The sequence below is a fragment of the Methylosinus sp. Ce-a6 genome (assembly GCF_009811655.1).
GTDB lineage: Bacteria > Pseudomonadota > Alphaproteobacteria > Rhizobiales > Beijerinckiaceae > Methylosinus.
Window position 1 is genome coordinate 98,145 of record NZ_BGJX01000004.1, and the last position, 15,447, is coordinate 113,591.

General features: G+C 65.8%; 16 protein-coding genes, 1 tRNA gene and 1 pseudogene. 7 read left to right on the forward strand and 11 right to left on the reverse strand.

Annotated features, from left to right (window positions below):
- The 3 genes from Mspo_RS04170 to Mspo_RS04180 all read left to right on the forward strand — a co-directional run bounded on the left by Mspo_RS04170 (nucleotide 1) and on the right by Mspo_RS04180 (nucleotide 4,547).
- The gene (locus Mspo_RS04170; RefSeq protein ID WP_159727133.1) at nucleotides 1-912 is read left to right on the forward strand and encodes an amino acid--[acyl-carrier-protein] ligase; all 912 of its coding nucleotides are present in this window, start codon (nucleotides 1-3) and stop codon (nucleotides 910-912) included.
- 139 nt (nucleotides 913-1,051) lie between these two features.
- The gene (locus tag Mspo_RS04175) at nucleotides 1,052-1,981 is read left to right on the forward strand and encodes a DUF1839 family protein (RefSeq protein ID WP_244613123.1); all 930 of its coding nucleotides are present in this window, start codon (nucleotides 1,052-1,054) and stop codon (nucleotides 1,979-1,981) included.
- 115 nt (nucleotides 1,982-2,096) lie between these two features.
- Entirely contained in the window at nucleotides 2,097-4,547 is a 2,451-nt protein-coding gene (locus Mspo_RS04180) for a glycoside hydrolase family 2 protein (RefSeq protein ID WP_159727137.1), read from the forward strand.
- A gap of 88 nt (nucleotides 4,548-4,635) precedes the next feature.
- On the opposite strand, the gene Mspo_RS04185 is transcribed toward Mspo_RS04180, so the two are convergent.
- Both Mspo_RS04185 and Mspo_RS04190 read right to left on the reverse strand, forming a co-directional pair.
- Nucleotides 4,636-5,316: a sensor histidine kinase gene (locus Mspo_RS04185; RefSeq protein ID WP_159727139.1), complete on the reverse strand. Its 681-nt coding sequence runs from the start codon at nucleotides 5,314-5,316 to the stop codon at nucleotides 4,636-4,638.
- 92 nt (nucleotides 5,317-5,408) lie between these two features.
- Nucleotides 5,409-6,854, reverse strand: coding sequence for an amino acid permease (locus Mspo_RS04190; protein WP_159727141.1), 1,446 nt, complete (start codon nucleotides 6,852-6,854; stop codon nucleotides 5,409-5,411).
- 201 nt (nucleotides 6,855-7,055) lie between these two features.
- Here Mspo_RS04190 and Mspo_RS04195 point away from each other — a divergent pair, with 201 nt between their 5' ends.
- On the forward strand, nucleotides 7,056-7,424 hold the full coding sequence (locus Mspo_RS04195; RefSeq protein ID WP_159727143.1) for a VOC family protein: 369 nt from the start codon (nucleotides 7,056-7,058) through the stop codon (nucleotides 7,422-7,424).
- A gap of 7 nt (nucleotides 7,425-7,431) precedes the next feature.
- On the opposite strand, the gene Mspo_RS04200 is transcribed toward Mspo_RS04195, so the two are convergent.
- The 5 genes and pseudogenes from Mspo_RS04200 to Mspo_RS04220 form a co-directional block, all read right to left on the reverse strand.
- Nucleotides 7,432-8,223: an energy transducer TonB gene (locus Mspo_RS04200; protein WP_159727145.1), complete on the reverse strand. Its 792-nt coding sequence runs from the start codon at nucleotides 8,221-8,223 to the stop codon at nucleotides 7,432-7,434.
- On the reverse strand, nucleotides 8,220-8,666 hold the full coding sequence (exbD, locus tag Mspo_RS04205; RefSeq protein ID WP_159727147.1) for a TonB system transport protein ExbD: 447 nt from the start codon (nucleotides 8,664-8,666) through the stop codon (nucleotides 8,220-8,222). Before exbD ends, Mspo_RS04200 begins: the two co-directional genes overlap by 4 nt.
- 6 nt (nucleotides 8,667-8,672) lie before the next feature.
- Nucleotides 8,673-9,467 (reverse strand): tonB-system energizer ExbB, encoded by a 795-nt coding sequence (gene exbB, locus Mspo_RS04210; protein WP_159727149.1) that lies wholly within the window; start codon nucleotides 9,465-9,467, stop codon nucleotides 8,673-8,675.
- Nucleotides 9,464-9,833: pseudogene (locus Mspo_RS04215) on the reverse strand (hypothetical protein). Before Mspo_RS04215 ends, exbB begins: the two are co-directional and overlap by 4 nt.
- A gap of 386 nt (nucleotides 9,834-10,219) precedes the next feature.
- Entirely contained in the window at nucleotides 10,220-11,728 is a 1,509-nt protein-coding gene (locus Mspo_RS04220; RefSeq protein ID WP_159727151.1) for a S10 family peptidase, read from the reverse strand.
- A gap of 150 nt (nucleotides 11,729-11,878) precedes the next feature.
- On the opposite strand from Mspo_RS04220, the gene Mspo_RS04225 reads away from it, so the two are divergent.
- Complete coding sequence (locus tag Mspo_RS04225) at nucleotides 11,879-12,079, forward strand: CsbD family protein (protein ID WP_159727153.1); 201 nt, start codon at nucleotides 11,879-11,881, stop codon at nucleotides 12,077-12,079.
- Nucleotides 12,080-12,137: 58 nt separating this feature from the next.
- Here the strand turns inward: Mspo_RS04225 and Mspo_RS04230 are convergent, their stop codons facing one another.
- The 3 genes from Mspo_RS04230 to Mspo_RS04240 are packed head-to-tail and all read right to left on the reverse strand — an operon-like array spanning nucleotide 12,138 to nucleotide 13,824.
- A complete protein-coding gene (locus Mspo_RS04230) occupies nucleotides 12,138-13,190 on the reverse strand; it encodes a MaoC family dehydratase (RefSeq protein WP_159727155.1) in 1,053 nt (350 codons plus the stop codon).
- A gap of 3 nt (nucleotides 13,191-13,193) precedes the next feature.
- The gene (locus Mspo_RS04235) at nucleotides 13,194-13,532 is read right to left on the reverse strand and encodes a DUF167 family protein (RefSeq protein WP_159727157.1); all 339 of its coding nucleotides are present in this window, start codon (nucleotides 13,530-13,532) and stop codon (nucleotides 13,194-13,196) included.
- A gap of 1 nt (nucleotide 13,533) precedes the next feature.
- Nucleotides 13,534-13,824 (reverse strand): YggT family protein, encoded by a 291-nt coding sequence (locus Mspo_RS04240; RefSeq protein WP_159727339.1) that lies wholly within the window; start codon nucleotides 13,822-13,824, stop codon nucleotides 13,534-13,536.
- Nucleotides 13,825-14,006: 182 nt separating this feature from the next.
- Here Mspo_RS04240 and Mspo_RS04245 point away from each other — a divergent pair.
- Nucleotides 14,007-14,082 (forward strand) — tRNA-Ala (locus Mspo_RS04245).
- 66 nt (nucleotides 14,083-14,148) lie between these two features.
- Here the strand turns inward: Mspo_RS04245 and Mspo_RS04250 are convergent.
- Nucleotides 14,149-14,388: a hypothetical protein gene (locus Mspo_RS04250; RefSeq protein ID WP_159727159.1), complete on the reverse strand. Its 240-nt coding sequence runs from the start codon at nucleotides 14,386-14,388 to the stop codon at nucleotides 14,149-14,151.
- Between the two features lie 353 nt (nucleotides 14,389-14,741).
- Between Mspo_RS04250 and Mspo_RS04255 the strand changes: the two genes are divergently transcribed.
- Nucleotides 14,742-15,368, forward strand: coding sequence for a hypothetical protein (locus tag Mspo_RS04255; protein ID WP_159727161.1), 627 nt, complete (start codon nucleotides 14,742-14,744; stop codon nucleotides 15,366-15,368).
- Nucleotides 15,369-15,447 lie beyond the last annotated feature (79 nt).

Here is a 15,447-nt window from a genome sequence, read left to right on the forward strand (position 1 = left end):
ATGTGCCAGGCCTGCGACAGCTTCCTCGATCGCCTCTTCGCCAAAGGCGTCCTGCATGCGACCGGCGTCGACGGACTCTATGGCCGCGGGCAAGCCTTCGAGGCGGTCATAGAGGGAATGGATCGGCTGATCACGCGCTTTTCCGCGGGCGACCGCGCCGAGGTCATCCGCTTTCCGCCCGGCATGAATCGCGGGCTCTTCGAGAAGAGCGGCTATATGAAGAACTTCCCGCAGCTCGCCGGCACGGTGCACAGCTTCGCGGGAAGCGAGAAAGACCATCTCGCTTTGCTCGACAACATTCACAACGGCGGCGATTGGACCGGCGGACAAGAGGCGACGGACATCGTTCTGACGCCGGCCGCCTGCTATCCGCTCTATCCGATCGTCGCGCGGCGCGGGCCGCTCGCGGCCGAGGGCGGTCTCTTCGACATCCAATCCTATTGCTTCCGGCGCGAGCCGTCGAAGGATCCGGCACGGATGCAGATGTTCCGCATGCGCGAGTTCGTCCGCATCGGCGCGCCGGAGCAGGCCGCCTCCTTCCGCGAATCCTGGCTGGAGCGCGCTCGCGACTTCGCCGAGGCGCTCGAGCTGCCGCATCATATCGATGTCGCGAACGATCCCTTCTTCGGGCGCGCCGGACGCATGATGGCGTCGAGCCAGCGCGAGCAGGCGCTCAAATTCGAGCTGCTCGTGCCGATCGAGAGCGCGGAAAATCCGACCGCCTGCCAGAGCTTCAACTATCATCAGGATCATTTCGGCGCGCTCTGGGATATCAAGACCGCAACCGGCGAGACGGCGCACACCGCTTGCGTCGGCTTCGGCATGGAGCGCCTCGCCCTCGCTTTGTTCAAACATCACGGGATCGACGCCGATGGCTGGCCGAACTCAGTCCGCTCCGCTCTCTCTCTCTGAGGCGGAGCCCTCGCCGCTAGAGCGCTTTCCGCTCGAACGGAATGGTTCGAGCGACCAGAATTCGCTCCAAGCAAGCAAAGCCGGACCAAAATCCGATCCAGTCGCATCGGATCTTGGTCTAGAGCCGGCGAAGCCGCATTTGCGCCATGCGCTCCATCATGCGGAGCGCGATTGGCCGCAGACCAATTGCTACGTCGATCTCATGATCGAGCTCATCGCCATGCGCGGCTTCGAGCCCGAGGCCATGCTCGGCTTCACGCTGGCGCAAGACTATGAAGAAGACCAGTTCACCTTCTTCAAGCCGCGCCTCGCCGATCTCGAGCGTCTCTACGGCCTGCGCGTCGAGGAGCTCGCGCTCTACGACCGGCTCGACGCGCATATCGCGCGCCAGACGGCGCGCGGCCGCGTGGCGCTGGTGGAGGTGGACGGCTATCATCTGCCGGACACGCGCGGCGTCACCTATCGCATCGATCATTCCAAGACGACGATCGGCGTCACGGAGATCGATTTGGACGCGCGGCGGATCGACTATTTCCACAATGACGGCTATTTCGCGCTGGGCGGCGAGGATTTCGACGCGATCTTCGGCCGCGCCGGCGAGAAGCGCGATCCGTCGGAATTGTTCCCATACGCCGAATTCGCGCGCTTCGACCGCGAGCGCGCGCACGCCGACTTGCGCGGCCTCGCGGAAGAGCTCGCGAGCGAGCATTTCGCCCGCCGCCCGAGCGACAATCCGATCCGCGCCTTCGCCGCGCGCTTCCCTTCGCTGTGGAGCGTGCTCGAGGCGCGTCCGCCGTGCTTCTTCCACAGCCTCGCCTTCAACACCTTCCGCCAGCTCGGCGCCAATTTCGAGCTGCTCGGCAGCCATCTCGACTGGCTGCGGCCGAGTGGCGATCTGGAGGCGGAGTCGGAAGCCTGCCGGCGCATTTCCGCCGGCGCCAAGGCGATGCAGTTCCAGGCGGCGCGCGCCTCCTCGCGCAAGCGCGTCTATGATCCGCGCGAGACGCTCGACGAATTGGCCTCCGTCTATGACGGTCTGTTCGAGGGTCTCTCGGCGAAGCTTCGCTAGAGTCTTTTCCGTGGTTCATTGAAACACGGAAAGACCCTAGACTTTTGTTTTGACGCGTTTCCGGACGCCGAACCGGCGCCCGCTTCGGCTGGAAGCGCTCTAAAAGGCTTCGTTCATGCGCGTCAGCGTCGAAGGAGAAAAGCGCCTGCGTCTCGACGCCTCCTGGTCTTTTGCGATCGACGAGGCCGGCGAATGGACGGAGCCCTCCGCCATTCCCGCCGCCGCGCGCTGGCGCGTTGCGCGCGTTCCCGGCACGCTGGCGCAAGCGCTGATCGCGGAAGGCGCGAGCTTCGACGATCTGCCGCCGCTCGACGCGCTCGACGTCTGGTACAAGACCTCCTTCGTCAATTCGGCGCCGGGAGACTTGCGGCTGCATGGTCTCGCGAGCCTCGCCGACGTCTTTCTGGACGGCCGGCTCGCGCTGCGCTCCGACAATATGTTCCACGCGCACACAATAGAGATCCAAGCGCCCGGCGCGCATGAGCTTCACATTCGCTTTCGCTCCGTGGAGCGCGAGATCGCGACGAAGAGCGGACGCGCGCGCTGGCGGCCGCGCATGATCACGCCGGCGGGTCTGCGCCATATACGCACGACCGCGCTCGGCCGCCTGCCCGGCTTCGCGCCGCCGACGCCGCCTGTCGGTCCTTGGCGCGATATCGAATTGATCGAGCATGGCGCCCTGCGCCTGCTCGAGGTCGATATTCGTCCAAACGTCCGCGAGCGTCGCGCGAGCCTGCGCGTCGCGCTCGAGCTCTCCGACATCGTGGACGCTCCCGCGCGCCTCCTCTGCGGCGAGGTGGAGGCGCGCTTCGAGCGCGCATCCGACACAAGCATCGTCGCCGAACTCTCGCTTCCCGATGCGAGGCTCTGGACGCCGCATACGCATGGCGAGCCGCATCTCTATGACGTCGCGGCGCAGATCGGCGATCGCCGCATCGATCTCGGCCGCACCGGCTTTCGCGACGTAAGCGTCGATCGCGGCGCCGATGGCTCGGATTTCGCGCTTCGCGTGAACGACATTCCTCTGTTCTGTCGCGGCGCCTGCTGGACGACGGCCGACCCCGTGTCGCTCGCGGGCAGAGCCGAGGATTGCGCGCCGCTGCTTCACGCCATGCGCGAAGCCGGCATGAACATGGTCCGCGTCCCGGGCGTCACGCTCTATGAGAGCGATGATTTCTACGCGCTCTGCGACGAGCTCGGAATCCTGGTTTGGCAGGATTTCGCCTTCGCCAATTTCGATTATCCTCTTCAAGACGCCGCCTTTCGCGCGAGCGTCGAGAGAGAGGCGACGGAATTTCTGGCGCGCACGCAGACGTCGCCGTCGCTCGCCATTCTCTGCGGCGGCAGCGAGGTCTATCAGCAGGCCTCCATGCTCGGCCTCGCGGAAGCCAAATGGCGTTCCCCGCTGTTCGACGAAACTTTGCCGAAGCTCGTCCGCGAGCGGCGCCCCGATGCGATCTATGTCGAGAATTCGCCTTCCGGCGGGCTGCCGCCGTTCCATGTCGACAAGGGCGTCTCGCATTATTACGGCGTCGGCGCCTATCGGCGCGGCGTCGAGGACGCGCGGCGCGCCGATGTGCGTTTCGCCTCCGAATGTCTCGGCTTCGCCAATATTGCGGAAGACGCATCGTTGCGCCGCGATTTCGGAGACGAGCCGCTCGCCTCGCCTCTCTTCGCGGCGCGCGTCGCGCGCGACATGGGGGCGACGCAGACCTTCGGCGACGTCACCGAACATTACATGCGGCTGCTCTATGGCTGCGATCCGGCGGCGCTGCGTGAGAGCGATCCGCAGCTCTATCTCGACATAGCGCGCGCGAGCGTGGCCGAGACGATGGAGGCCGCGATCGGCGAATGGCGTCGCGGCGGCTCGACGACGCATGGCGCCATCGTCTGGTTCCTCGAGGATCTGTGGCCCGGCGCCGGCTGGGGCGTCCTCGACTCGCATGGCGAGCCGAAATCCGCCTATCACGCGCTGAAGCGCGCCTTTCGCCCGCTGTCGCTCATATTGACCGACGAAGGCGTCAACGGCCTCTTCGTCCATCTGCGCAATGACGGTCCCGAAAGAGTGGAGGGCGAGATATCGCTCGCCTGCTTCCGCGAGGGCCATGTGCCGGTGATGAAGGCGAGCCGCGACGTTTCCATCGCGCCGCATGGCGTCACGACATTGCGCGACGCGGAATTTTGGGGCGGCTTTTTCGACACGACGCTCGCCTATAATTTCGGCCCTCCTTCGCATGACCTCACCGTCGCGCGATTCGTGGGCGCGAGAGACGGCGCGGCGGTCGAGGCGTTCCATTTTCCGCTCGGACGCAGCGCGAAAAAATCGCAGATCGGATTGCGCGCAAAGATCGAACGAGATGAAAATGGTTTCGTCATCGTCCTGACGACGGATGTCGCCGCGCAATCGGTGACGATCGATGATGAGGCTTTTCTCCCTGCGGAAAATTGGCTGCATCTTTCGCCCGGCGCGTCACGGCGCATTCGTCTCGTCGCGCGATCGCCCGATGCGCGGCGCCCGAACGGAATTGTGAGAGCGCTGAACGGCGAAGCGATCCGCTACGGCTAGAGTCTTTCCAGCGCCGAATCGGCGTCCACTTCGGCTGGAAACGCTCTAGAACTCCCGAAATTCGCTCCGGACGAAAGGCAGGCGTGGCTCAACCCACATGCTCCGGAAAGTCGAGCCGCACCAGAGCTCCTCTCGGCAGACGCTCGAAGATGACTTCGCCCTTCAGCTGACGCGCGAGACCGCGCATCAGTTGCAGCCCGGCGCCTTTCGGGACATTCGCGGGATCGAAGCCGCAGCCGTTGTCGGCGATCGTGAACACGAGCCTGTCGCCGATGCGGCGCAGGCGCGCATGCACTTCTCCGCGCATTGCGCCTCGAAAAGCGTGCTTCATCGCATTGGTGACGGCTTCGACATAGAACAAGCCGACGCATTGTGCGCGGCGATAATCGAGAAAAATATCTTCATCGGCGATCGTCTCTCCGGCGATGCGATCGTCGAACGCCTTGCGCCGCGCTTCGGAAAGAGCCGAGAGATAGGAGGACATGCAGATATCGGCGTCGTCCTCGTCGTCGAGCGCATTGTGCAGCTCGATGGCGCTGCGCAGACGCATGGCGCAATTGCTGCAGCCTTCCGGCTTCTCGAGGCGACGCGATTGCGCGGAGATCAAAGTCGCCAGCGCCTGAAGATCATTGCGGACGCGGTGGCGAAGCTCGCGAAAGCGATCCTTTTCGGCGCGCAGCTCCGCTCTCGCCTCGGCCAACTCCACCTCGAGTCGGGCGATCTTGTTCGTGTCCTCGGCAGCCGAGGTTGCACCCGCGACTTCGCTCATGCAATCCGTTCCCTCCGAGCGTTGTCGGAGAAAGCTGCGGTCGCGCGGACCCTTTTTAGAACTATGTGAAGCGCAACTTCCCTGTTTTCAACCTACATGTCGGCGGAATGCGCGCGCAAGGCCGGAACGCGCGCCAATTTGCTGCGCTCGCGCCCGTAGGAGAAATAGAAGATCAGCCCCATGACCATCCAGATCACGAATCGCTCCCAGGCGACGGCGGGCAGCTTGGAGAGCAGCCAGAGCGAAAAGGCGACCCCGACCAGCGGCACGAAGGGGACGAGCGGCGTTCGAAAGCTGCGTTTGGCGTCCGGCCGTGTGCGCCGCATCACGATCACGGAAATGCAGATGACCACGAAGGCCGAAAGCGTTCCGATATTCACGAGCTCGGCCACTTCGCGGATCGGATAGAGCCCGGCGACGACGGCCGTCAGCGCGCCGATGACCAGCGTCGGACGATGCGGCGTATGGAAACGCGGATGCGCATGCGAGAACCAGGCGGGCAAGAGCCCGTCTCGGCTCATGGCGAAGCAGATGCGCGCGCAGCCGAGCAAAAAGGCCAGCATGACGCTGACGATGCCCGCGACCGCCGCGACCGAAATCACGAAGGTCGCCCAAGGAAGGCCGACGGCGGTGAAGGCGGAGGCGACAGGCGCCGGATTGTTCAGCGTGTCGTAGCGGACCATGCCGGTGAGCACGAGCGACATCACCACATAGAGCGTGAGCGCGATCGCGAGCGAGAGCAGGACCGCACGGGGCAATTGACGCTGCGGGTCGCGCGTCTCCTCGGCTGCGGTCGTCAGAGTGTCATAGCCGAAGACGGCGAAGAACACGACCGCCGCGCCTTCGACGACGCCGCCGAAGCCATAAGGCATGAAGGGCGTCCAATTCTCGACGCGCACATGCGGCAGGCCTGCGGCGACGACGAGCAGGACTGCGGCCGTCTTGACCACCACCATCGCCGCATTGAAGCGCGCGCCCCATTCGATGCGCAGCACCAGCACGCCAGCAACGAAGAGCGCGCCCAATATGGCCGCGAGATCGACGACACGCCCCTCTCCCGTTCCGGCCGCGCCGGAGGCCCACACCGGCAAAGCGAGGCCGAGCTGGCCGAGCAGCGTCTGCAGATAGCCGGACCAGCCGATGGAGACGACGGCGACGACGAGCGCATATTCGAGCAGCAGGTCCCAGCCGATGATCCAGGCCGCGAGCTCGCCGAGCACGGCGTAGGCGTAAGTATAGGCGCTGCCCGCCGCCGGAATCATGCCGGCGAATTCGGCGTAGCAGAGCGCCGCGGCCGCGCTCGCGACCCCGGCGATGACGAAGGAGAGCGAGACCGCCGGCCCCGCCTGCGTCGCCGCCACCACGCCGGTCAAAACGAATATGCCGACGCCGATCAGACCGCCGAGGCCGATGCTGGTCAATTGCCACAGGCCCAGCACGCGGCGCAGCTCGCTCCGCCCGCCGGCCTCCGACTGCAGCGCTTCGATCGACTTCACCCTCGAGAGGTCACGCAGCAGCGCATCGCTCCGCACGCCCATTCCCCCTTTTCCGATCCGCCTGCGAAAACAAACAAACGGCGGCTCGCGTAGAACGTTACCACGTCGCGACGAACAGTCGAAATCTCGAGCATGGACGCGACCTGCCCGCCAGACGCCGAAGCCGACGAAGCGCGCCGCGGCTGGAACGGCAGGCTCACGAGATCGTTATCCACGGCGCAACCGCGCCGAGGCGCGACGCTCATGACGATCATCTTGAATCACACGATTGTTCCGGCCCGCGAAAAGGCGGCGGCCGCCAGCTGGTTCGCTCGGGTCTTCGGGCTGGAATACGAGCCGCCTGGGGGTCATTTCGCCCCGGTCCATGTCAATGAGGCGCTGACGTTTCTCTTCGCCGACGAGCCGTCCTTCCCGGCGAGCCATTACGCCTTCCATGTTTCCGACGCCGAATTCGACGCGATTCTCGAACGCGTGCGCGCATCCGGGCGGCCCTATGGGAGCGCGCCCTGGAGCAGGAGCGACCGAAAGCTCAATGATTGGAACGGCGGCCGCGGCGTCTATTTCGAGACGCCCGACGGCCATTTGATGGAGCTGATGACCGCGCCCCAATGACGCGCCTTCAGCGCTTGTCGGCGCGAAACACCACGGGCACCTCGAAGCCGAGCCCTTCGTCGGCGACCGCCGGCGGCGGCGGCGGCACGGGGTCGGCCCGCTTCATCATGGCGAGCGCCGCCTCGTCGAAGGCGCGGTCGCCGGACGGGCGCGTGACGCCGGCGCTGACGACATGTCCGAGCCGGTCGAGCATGAAAGCGACGGCGACCTCGGCGGAACGCCGGCCGGCCCCGCTCGGATAGCGCTTGGCGCGATTGAGATGCGCCATCAGCGCCTTCTGCCAAGTAAGCCTCGCCGCGCGGGCGGCCTTGTCGGCGCCTTGGACCGGAGCCACGGCGCGCGGCGCCTCGGCGAGCGCGTCGGTTTTGGGCGGCGCAGCCGCCTCGGAAGCCGCGGATTCGGCGGAAACCACAGGCGTCGCCTCGCGCTTGGTCCGCTCCTCGACCGGCTTCTCATGCTTTTGCACATTCGCATATTCGGCGTCGTCGGCCTCGACCCGCGCGATCTTGGGATCGTCATTGTCCTTGGTCTGAGAGGCGGCGACGGCGGGCGCGGCGGCGGCGGCCTCGTCCGCCTGCGGGCCCGGCGGCGCGTCGGACGAATCCTCGACGCGAGGCGCGGCCGGCGCGAAGCCGATCTCGATCGCCGGCGCGCCGCTCGAATCGTCGTCCGGCTCGATCTCGAAGACGACGAAAATGGCGGCCAGCGCGAGAAGATGGGCGGCCAGCGCGGCCAGCGCCGCCCCGCTCCAGACGCGGTTGTTCGCCCCCGAACTGCCGAGATCGGCGGCGACGCTCATTTCGCAGACCCGCTCGTCGTCGCCCCGCCGGCGTCGAGCGCGACGAGCGAGATCTTGCTGAAGCCGCCGGCGCGCAGGCGCTCGAGAATGGCCATCATCTCGCCATAGGGCACGGCCGTGTCGGCGCGCAGGAAAATGCGCCTCTCCTTGTCGCCGCCGGCGATCCCGTCGAGCGAGGCGACGAGATCATTGCGCTTGACCGGCGTCTCGCCCAGCGCCAGCGCGAGATCGGCCTGAATGGTGAGATAGATCGGCTTTTCGGGCTTCGCATGCGTCGCGGCGCTCGCGGCCGGCAGATCGACGGGGAGATCCACAGTGGCGAGCGGCGCCGCCACCATGAAGATGATGAGCAGCACGAGCATCACGTCGATGAAGGGCGTGACATTGATCTCGTGCGTCTCTTCGAGCGCGCCGCGCGGCGATCCTCCGATATTGCCGGCCATGGCGGCTCACTCCGCGGCGCGCAGGGCCGCAGGCGCCTGCTGGACGCCGCGATCGAGGTCGCGCGAGACGATGCGCAAGAGCTCGCCCGAGAGATTGGAGACGAGCTCGAGATAGGCGCTCGTCTGGCGCGCGAGATGATTATAGATCAGCACGGCGGGAATGGCGGCGACGAGGCCGATCGCCGTGGCGAGCAGCGCCTCGGCGATGCCCGGCGCGACGACGGCGAGATTGGTCGTCTGCGCTTTCGAAATGCCGATGAAGCTGTTCATGATGCCCCACACCGTGCCGAACAGGCCGATGAAGGGACCGGTCGAGCCGACCGAGGCGAGCAGTCCCGTGCCGCGACGGATGGAGAGGCTTTCAGCGCGCTCGATCTCCGCGAAGCTCGAGGCGACGCGCTCCTTCAGTCCGCCGGCGAAAGAGAGATCGGAAGAGAGACGGAACTCACGCAGCGCCTCGGCGATCAGCGCGCCCGCCAGAGGATCGGCGGCGCCGAGCGCGAGACGCGACTCGGCGAGCCCGCGCGCCTCCTGCAGCCTCTCGATCGATTCGCGGACGCGGGCGCGGGCGCGGCGCAGCTCGATCGTCTTGGCGATGAGCACCGTCCATGTGCCGATGGAGGCGGCGACGAGGCCGAGCATCACGATCTTCACGACGATGTCGGCGTTGAGGAACATGCTCGACACAGAGAGATCATGCGGACGGTTGACGATATCCGCGCGCCCCTCGGCCAGGCAAAGGGACGTCGAGAAAAGGAGCGACGAGGCCGTGATCGCTAGCGTCTGATATGATCGTTTCATGCTTCCGCCCATATGCGAATGAGATTGTGATAGACGCCTGTCGGCTTTGCCGAGCGCGGCCGCCCGCTCCGAGCCCCCCGTGAAATATTGAATCGTCCGGCTCAATTAGCAACGAACGTACCATATTGTCGCAACTCATGCTCTGAAGCCAGATGAAGGACGCGGCGCGCGCAACGCGCGTTGCGCGAGATGCAGGCTGATCGATGAATAGAGCGCCAGATGGCCTGCGGACAGCTTCACGTCCTGCGCGCTGCACGGCTGCGCGCCCGCGGTCGATGCGCCGTCCTCCCATTGCGCCGCGTCCATGACGCCGCGGAATGGGGCGACCGTCTCCTTGCTCATTACGTCCGCGACGCAAATCAGCATGATGCCCTCTATCGCCGCACATTCCATGTTTCGTCGCGCCAAGGGAAGGCGCCGGCTCCTTGTTTGAAACTTTTCCAAGGGGCCGGCGCCCGCGACGACGGATGCGTCTCAGAATTTCGTACGGGCTCGAGCAGCCCCGTGCGGGCGGCCGCCGAGTGGCAGGCCGACATTGCAATTCGCTGCGTCGGCCAGAGCGCGGCCGAGGCCTCGCCCGTGATATTTCTCTGCGACGGCAGGCCGCTCGTCGCTGCAAGCGTGTAGAATCCAGCGATTTTCTCGGCCTCTCGCGCGCCACGAAACATCCCGCGGCATGACTTTTCGTGTAGGTCGAGATGATGTCCGGCGCAGGCAGGCGGCCGCATAGAGCGCCGCCGACAGGCGAACCGTCACTTGCCTTCGATCGCCTTGCGCGCCTCGTCGCGCAGCAGGCGGCGGGAATCGTCACGGATATAGGACATATGCCCGCCCGGCGTGGTCACGAGCCGCACGCGCGTCGCCTCGCCGAAGGCCGGCAGTTGATCGATGAGCAGCTTGCTCGCGTAATAGGGCGTCACCAGATCGGCGAGCCCATGGGCGACGAGCACTTTCAACCGCGCGTCGAGCGCGAGCTCGTTGCGCAGCGTCGAGACCGCCTCGGCGTTGGCGCGGCCGCCGCGGCCGAAGTCCCAATCGCGCGCGACCTTGTGATTGAGAATCTCGTAGCGCGCGTCGCCGATCGGCCATTGCAGCTTCTCGATCGTCACGCGCGTCATGGCGGCGCCGAGCGGCGCGGCGAGCGCGTCGAGCACGGGATCCGCCCATTCGCTCTCGCGCGAGAACGGCCGCGGATCGAAGCCCGTCACCTCGCCGTCATAAGCGCTCGAGACGAGATGCGAGGCGCGCTGGCGATCACGCAGAAAAGTCTTCAGCGCGACGCGGCCGCCCTCCTCCGTCACGATACGCGCGTCGAGCCCGGTGAAGCGCGCGACATTGGCGTCGAGGCGCTCCAGCGCCTCCTTGTCGCGCGGCCCCTTGAGCAGATCGACGAGGAATTCGCCCGAGGCGTAGCCCTCGACATCGGCGAGCTCGGCGCGCTGCTTGGCGCCGCGCGCCACCGCCGCATAGGACGGCAGGCGGCCGGCAAGCGAGAGAAGATTGCGGGAACTGTCGAGCCAGGCGAAATCGAGCGCGGGCGAGATCAGCACGAGTCCTTCGATCCCGACGCTCTCGCGCTCGCGCAAGGCGTGGGCGAGCTCGATCGCGCGAAACCCGCCATAGCTCTCGCCGACGAGAAATTTGGGCGAAGCCATGCGCCGGTGAGTCGCCAGCCATTTGCGCACGACGACCGCGAGCGCTTCGGCGTCGCCCTGCGACGAGAAGAAATGCTTTCTCGCCTCCTCAGTGTCGGCGAGGAACTTGCTGTAGCCCGTTCCCGGCGGATCGACGAAGACGAGATCGACGAAAGGCAGCCAGCTCTCGGCGTTGTCGAGCACGACCGGCGGCGCCGAAGGCGAGAGGGGACCGGAGCCGAGCGACAGCCGCCAAGGCGAGATTCCGCCGAGGCCGAGCCAGGCGGAGGCGGCGCCCGGCCCGCCGTTGAAGACGAAAGCGATCGGCCGCGCCTGCGGATCGACGTCGGAACGCTCGTAAGAGACGAAGGCGACATCGACTCTCGGCGCGCCGCTCTGCGCGTCCCGCAGCCGCACCGCGCCGGCGCGGGCGAGAAACGAGATCTTCTCGCCGCGGATCGACATCGAATGCGTCGTCGCGACCTCCGTCGGCAAGCCCTGCGAGACATCGGCGGATTCCTCCGGCTCCTTCCTCTGCGCGGAGGGGGCCGAAGGAGCGGCGGCGAAGCTCGAGGAGACGGCGAGACCCGCCGCCAGCGCGAGCGCAATCCAGGCTTTCGAAATCATGTCGGCCTCTCGTTGAACGGCGTCTTTTAGATAAATAGCGCTGCGCTCGAGCGTGGCGAAGAGCAGTGGAACCATCCGCAGTCTCGAGAATTCTAAGTGGACCCTATGCGGCGCTCGAAAATAGACGCGCCCCAGCACGGGAGAAAAAAGATGGAATGGAACCAGCTCGAAGGCAACTGGAAACAGATTAAAGGTAAGATCAAGGAAAAATGGGGCGATCTGACCGATGATGATCTGACGAAGATTCAGGGAAGCCGCGAGCAATTCGAAGGCGAGCTTCAGAAACGCTACGGCAAGAGCAAGGAAGCTATCCGCCAAGACGTCGACAACTGGCTGAAAACGCTCCACTGAGCGACGAATTCGCTGCGGAACGCCGCGACCGGGCCGCCCGGTCGCGGCGACCGTTTCGTCAGCGCGGCAGCACGGCCCAATAGTCGAGGTCGAGCAGCACGGCCGGATGCGGCTTGCCTTCGGCAGTCGTCAGCGGAAAATCCGCCGGCGGATGGTCCTTGGTCGCGACGAGCCGCAGCCGCAGCGCGCCTATGTCCGCGCGGCCCGGGATTTCCGCCTTGTCCAGCACTTGCGACCACGCGAACACCGTGCCGCCCGCAAACAGCGGATTGACATGGCGCCCGCCGTTGACGGCGGCGATGTGGAAAGCGTTCTCGAGACCATTGAAGGAGAGCGCGCGGGCGAGCGAGATCACATGCCCGCCATAGATGATGCGCTTTCCGAACCGGCCCTGCGCCTCGTAATATTGGTTGAAATGCACCTTGGAGTTGTTCTGATAGAGGCGCGTGGCGATCTGATGCTCGGCCTCCTCCACGGTCATGCCGTCTATGTGGTCGATCTTCTCGCCGACTTCATAGTCGCCCCAGAAATAGGGCGAGCCGGCGAGCGCCTTGTCGTAGGCGGCGACATTTATCGGCGGAACGGCCTTGCCGAGATCGGCCGGGGCGACCGACTTCGGCAGCGTCGGCACGATTTCGGGCCCGACGGGGGCGTCCTTGTCGCGTTTCTTCACCATCACCCAGCGCGCATAGTCGAGCACGGTCTCGCCGTGCTGATTCTTGCCCGTGGAGCGCACATAGACGACGCCTGTCTCCTTGTTGGAGTTCTCTTTCAGGCCGATGACCTCGGACGTCGCCGTCAGCGTGTCGCCCGGATAGACGGGAGCGAGGAATTTGAAATCCGCATAGCCGAGATTGGCGATGGCGTTGAGCGACACATCCGGCACGGTCTTGCCGAGCACGAGGTGAAACACGAGAATGTCGTCGATCGGCGCCTCGCGATAGCCGATGGCCTGGGCGAAGGCCGCCGATGATTGCACGGCGAAGCGAGGCAGATAGAGCGCCGTATAGAGCGCGACGTCGCCGGTCGTCACCGTGCGCGGCGCGGCGTGGCGGATCACCTGGCCCAGAGAAAAATCTTCGAAGAAGTTTCCGACCTTCGACTTGCTCATGCCTCAACCATTTCTTGTCGCGCCGGTCTTCTCCAGCGCTGCGAGGAGCCGTGCGGGATCGCCCGCGATGAAGAGTTTTTTCAGCCGCGCCGTATGGCCCGCGGCGATCGACACGCTGCGTCGCGGCGCGCCGAGCCTTTCGGCGACGAGCTCGACCAGAGCCTCATTGGCGCGCCCATCCTCTGGCGCCGCCCTGACCCTCGCCTTGAGCACGGCCCTGCCGTCGGCGAGCCGCTCGACGCCCTCGATGGCGTCGCGGCCGCCTTTGGGCGTCAGCCGAACCCAGAGGGCGACGCCGTCCGCTTGCGCGCTCCAAGCGTCGTCGCCCGCGGCCTCGGCCATGTCAGCCGAGGCTGCCGAGCTGGCCGGCGACCAGATTGCGCAGGAATTGCAGCGCGAGCAGCAGGATGATGGGCGAAATGTCCAAGCCGCCGAGGCTCGGCAGCACGCTGCGGATCGGCCGCAGCACCGGCTCGGTCAGCGCGTTGAGCGCATTCCACAGCGAATAGACGGCCCGCGACCTGGTGTTCACCACGTCGAACGCGATGAGCCATGACATGACGGCCATGGCGATGACGACCCACCAATAGAGATCGATGATCGTGAACAGAAGATTGACCACGGCATATTGCATGATGCGCTTTCCAACGGTCGAATTCGGCAATCGTCTCTATCCTTCCTGTGTCGCCGCCGCAATCCCCGCGCGCCGAGCTTCGGCGCGGCCGTTTGGCGGAGGCCATTTACAGGTGGGGGAAGGATTTCGACGCGGAGCGGATTGACAGCCGAATGGGCGCCGAGTATCCAGCGCCTCGGAGCGGGGCTGTAGCTCAGATGGGAGAGCGCTGCAATCGCACTGCAGAGGTCGGGGGTTCGAATCCCCCCAGCTCCACCAGGCCGCATTCGGTCTCCCGCTCCTTACCTTCCGAGCGGAAAGAACCCCTTCCGAGCAGAAAGAACGTCAGGCCCTCGGGGTCGGAGCGTGCTCGTCGAAGCGACGTCGCGGAAAGGCGGCTCTGAACAGCATGATGACGAGATTGACGAGAACGAGCGCCGCGAGGAGCGTCAGCGCCCAGTCGCCGATGCTCGCAGAGCCGGGCGCGTGCAACACCGAATTCACGGCGTTCTCGCCCTTGGCCCATACGCAGCTCACCGCCTCGCAAAATGTCATCGATCCGAGCGGCTGTTCGCAGGACTCCATGGTCGGCTCCCGAGTTCTCGCATATCGCCATGCAACTAGTGGCGCGCGAGACGGCTTCAATCCCGATCGCGTTCGCCGCGCCGCGACGTGAACGATAGCGCCGCGCCGCCGCTTCGACATGATTTCGCACGAAAAAGTAGAGACGTTCCTCGATGTGTCTATCGCTACGTGCGATAGCGTAACAAAATTGTCGCCGTCGCGGCATTTCCGCTCGACATCTGATAAGTATTCGCCCACCCTATCAGCGCTCGGAAATTCCGTTCATCCTGGGAAAACTCGGAGTTGACATAGTCGATTCGGGCGAGTGATCGCCCGAGGGATGTCATTACCGCCCTCATCGCCGCCGGAGACCCATGCGCCGCACCGTCCGTCCCTTCGTGAAGGAATTCAAATCGCGCTCCGCCAAGACGGCGGCGAGCCGCCTCGCCCCGCTCGAAGAGGCGGCGCCGGAACCAAAGCCCGCGTTTTTGGACGTGGCGGCGTTCACGCCGCGCGCCGCCGAACGCGAGGCGCCGCATGACGACGGCTATGAAGCGGCGATGCGCGCGGCCGATCTCGTCTTCGGAAAGAAGAGCGCGAGCGTGGAGGTCGCGGCCCCCGCGGCGCCGGTCGCCACGGGCCGCGTGCTTCCGAGCCTCCTCGAGACCGAGGCTCCGACGCCGTCCGAGCCTCGCGAGCCGGCTCGTCGCGGCCCCGGCCGTCCGCGCGTGAAGAAGAGCGAGGAGCCCACGGCCGCGGCGACGCCGATTCGCCGTCCGCGACGCCCAGCGCCGACGGAGCCCGCGCAGGATCGCTCGCCCGCGCCGCCGATCGTCGTCGCGGCGCAGCCGCAGCCCCACGCGCCTATTTTCGTCTCCCAGGCCGTGGAAAACGAGACGAGCCGCCGCATCCGCCGCCCGATCCAGCTGCGCTATGTTCTGAAGACCGAGCTGCGCGCCGGCGAAAGATGGAAGCGCCGACTTCCGGAGGCCGCCCGCTGAAAAGACGCAGCGGCGTTGCGCGCCGTTGCGCGCAAGACGCCGCTAACCTTGGCCTTGCCCTTTCGTCAAACTCCTTGCT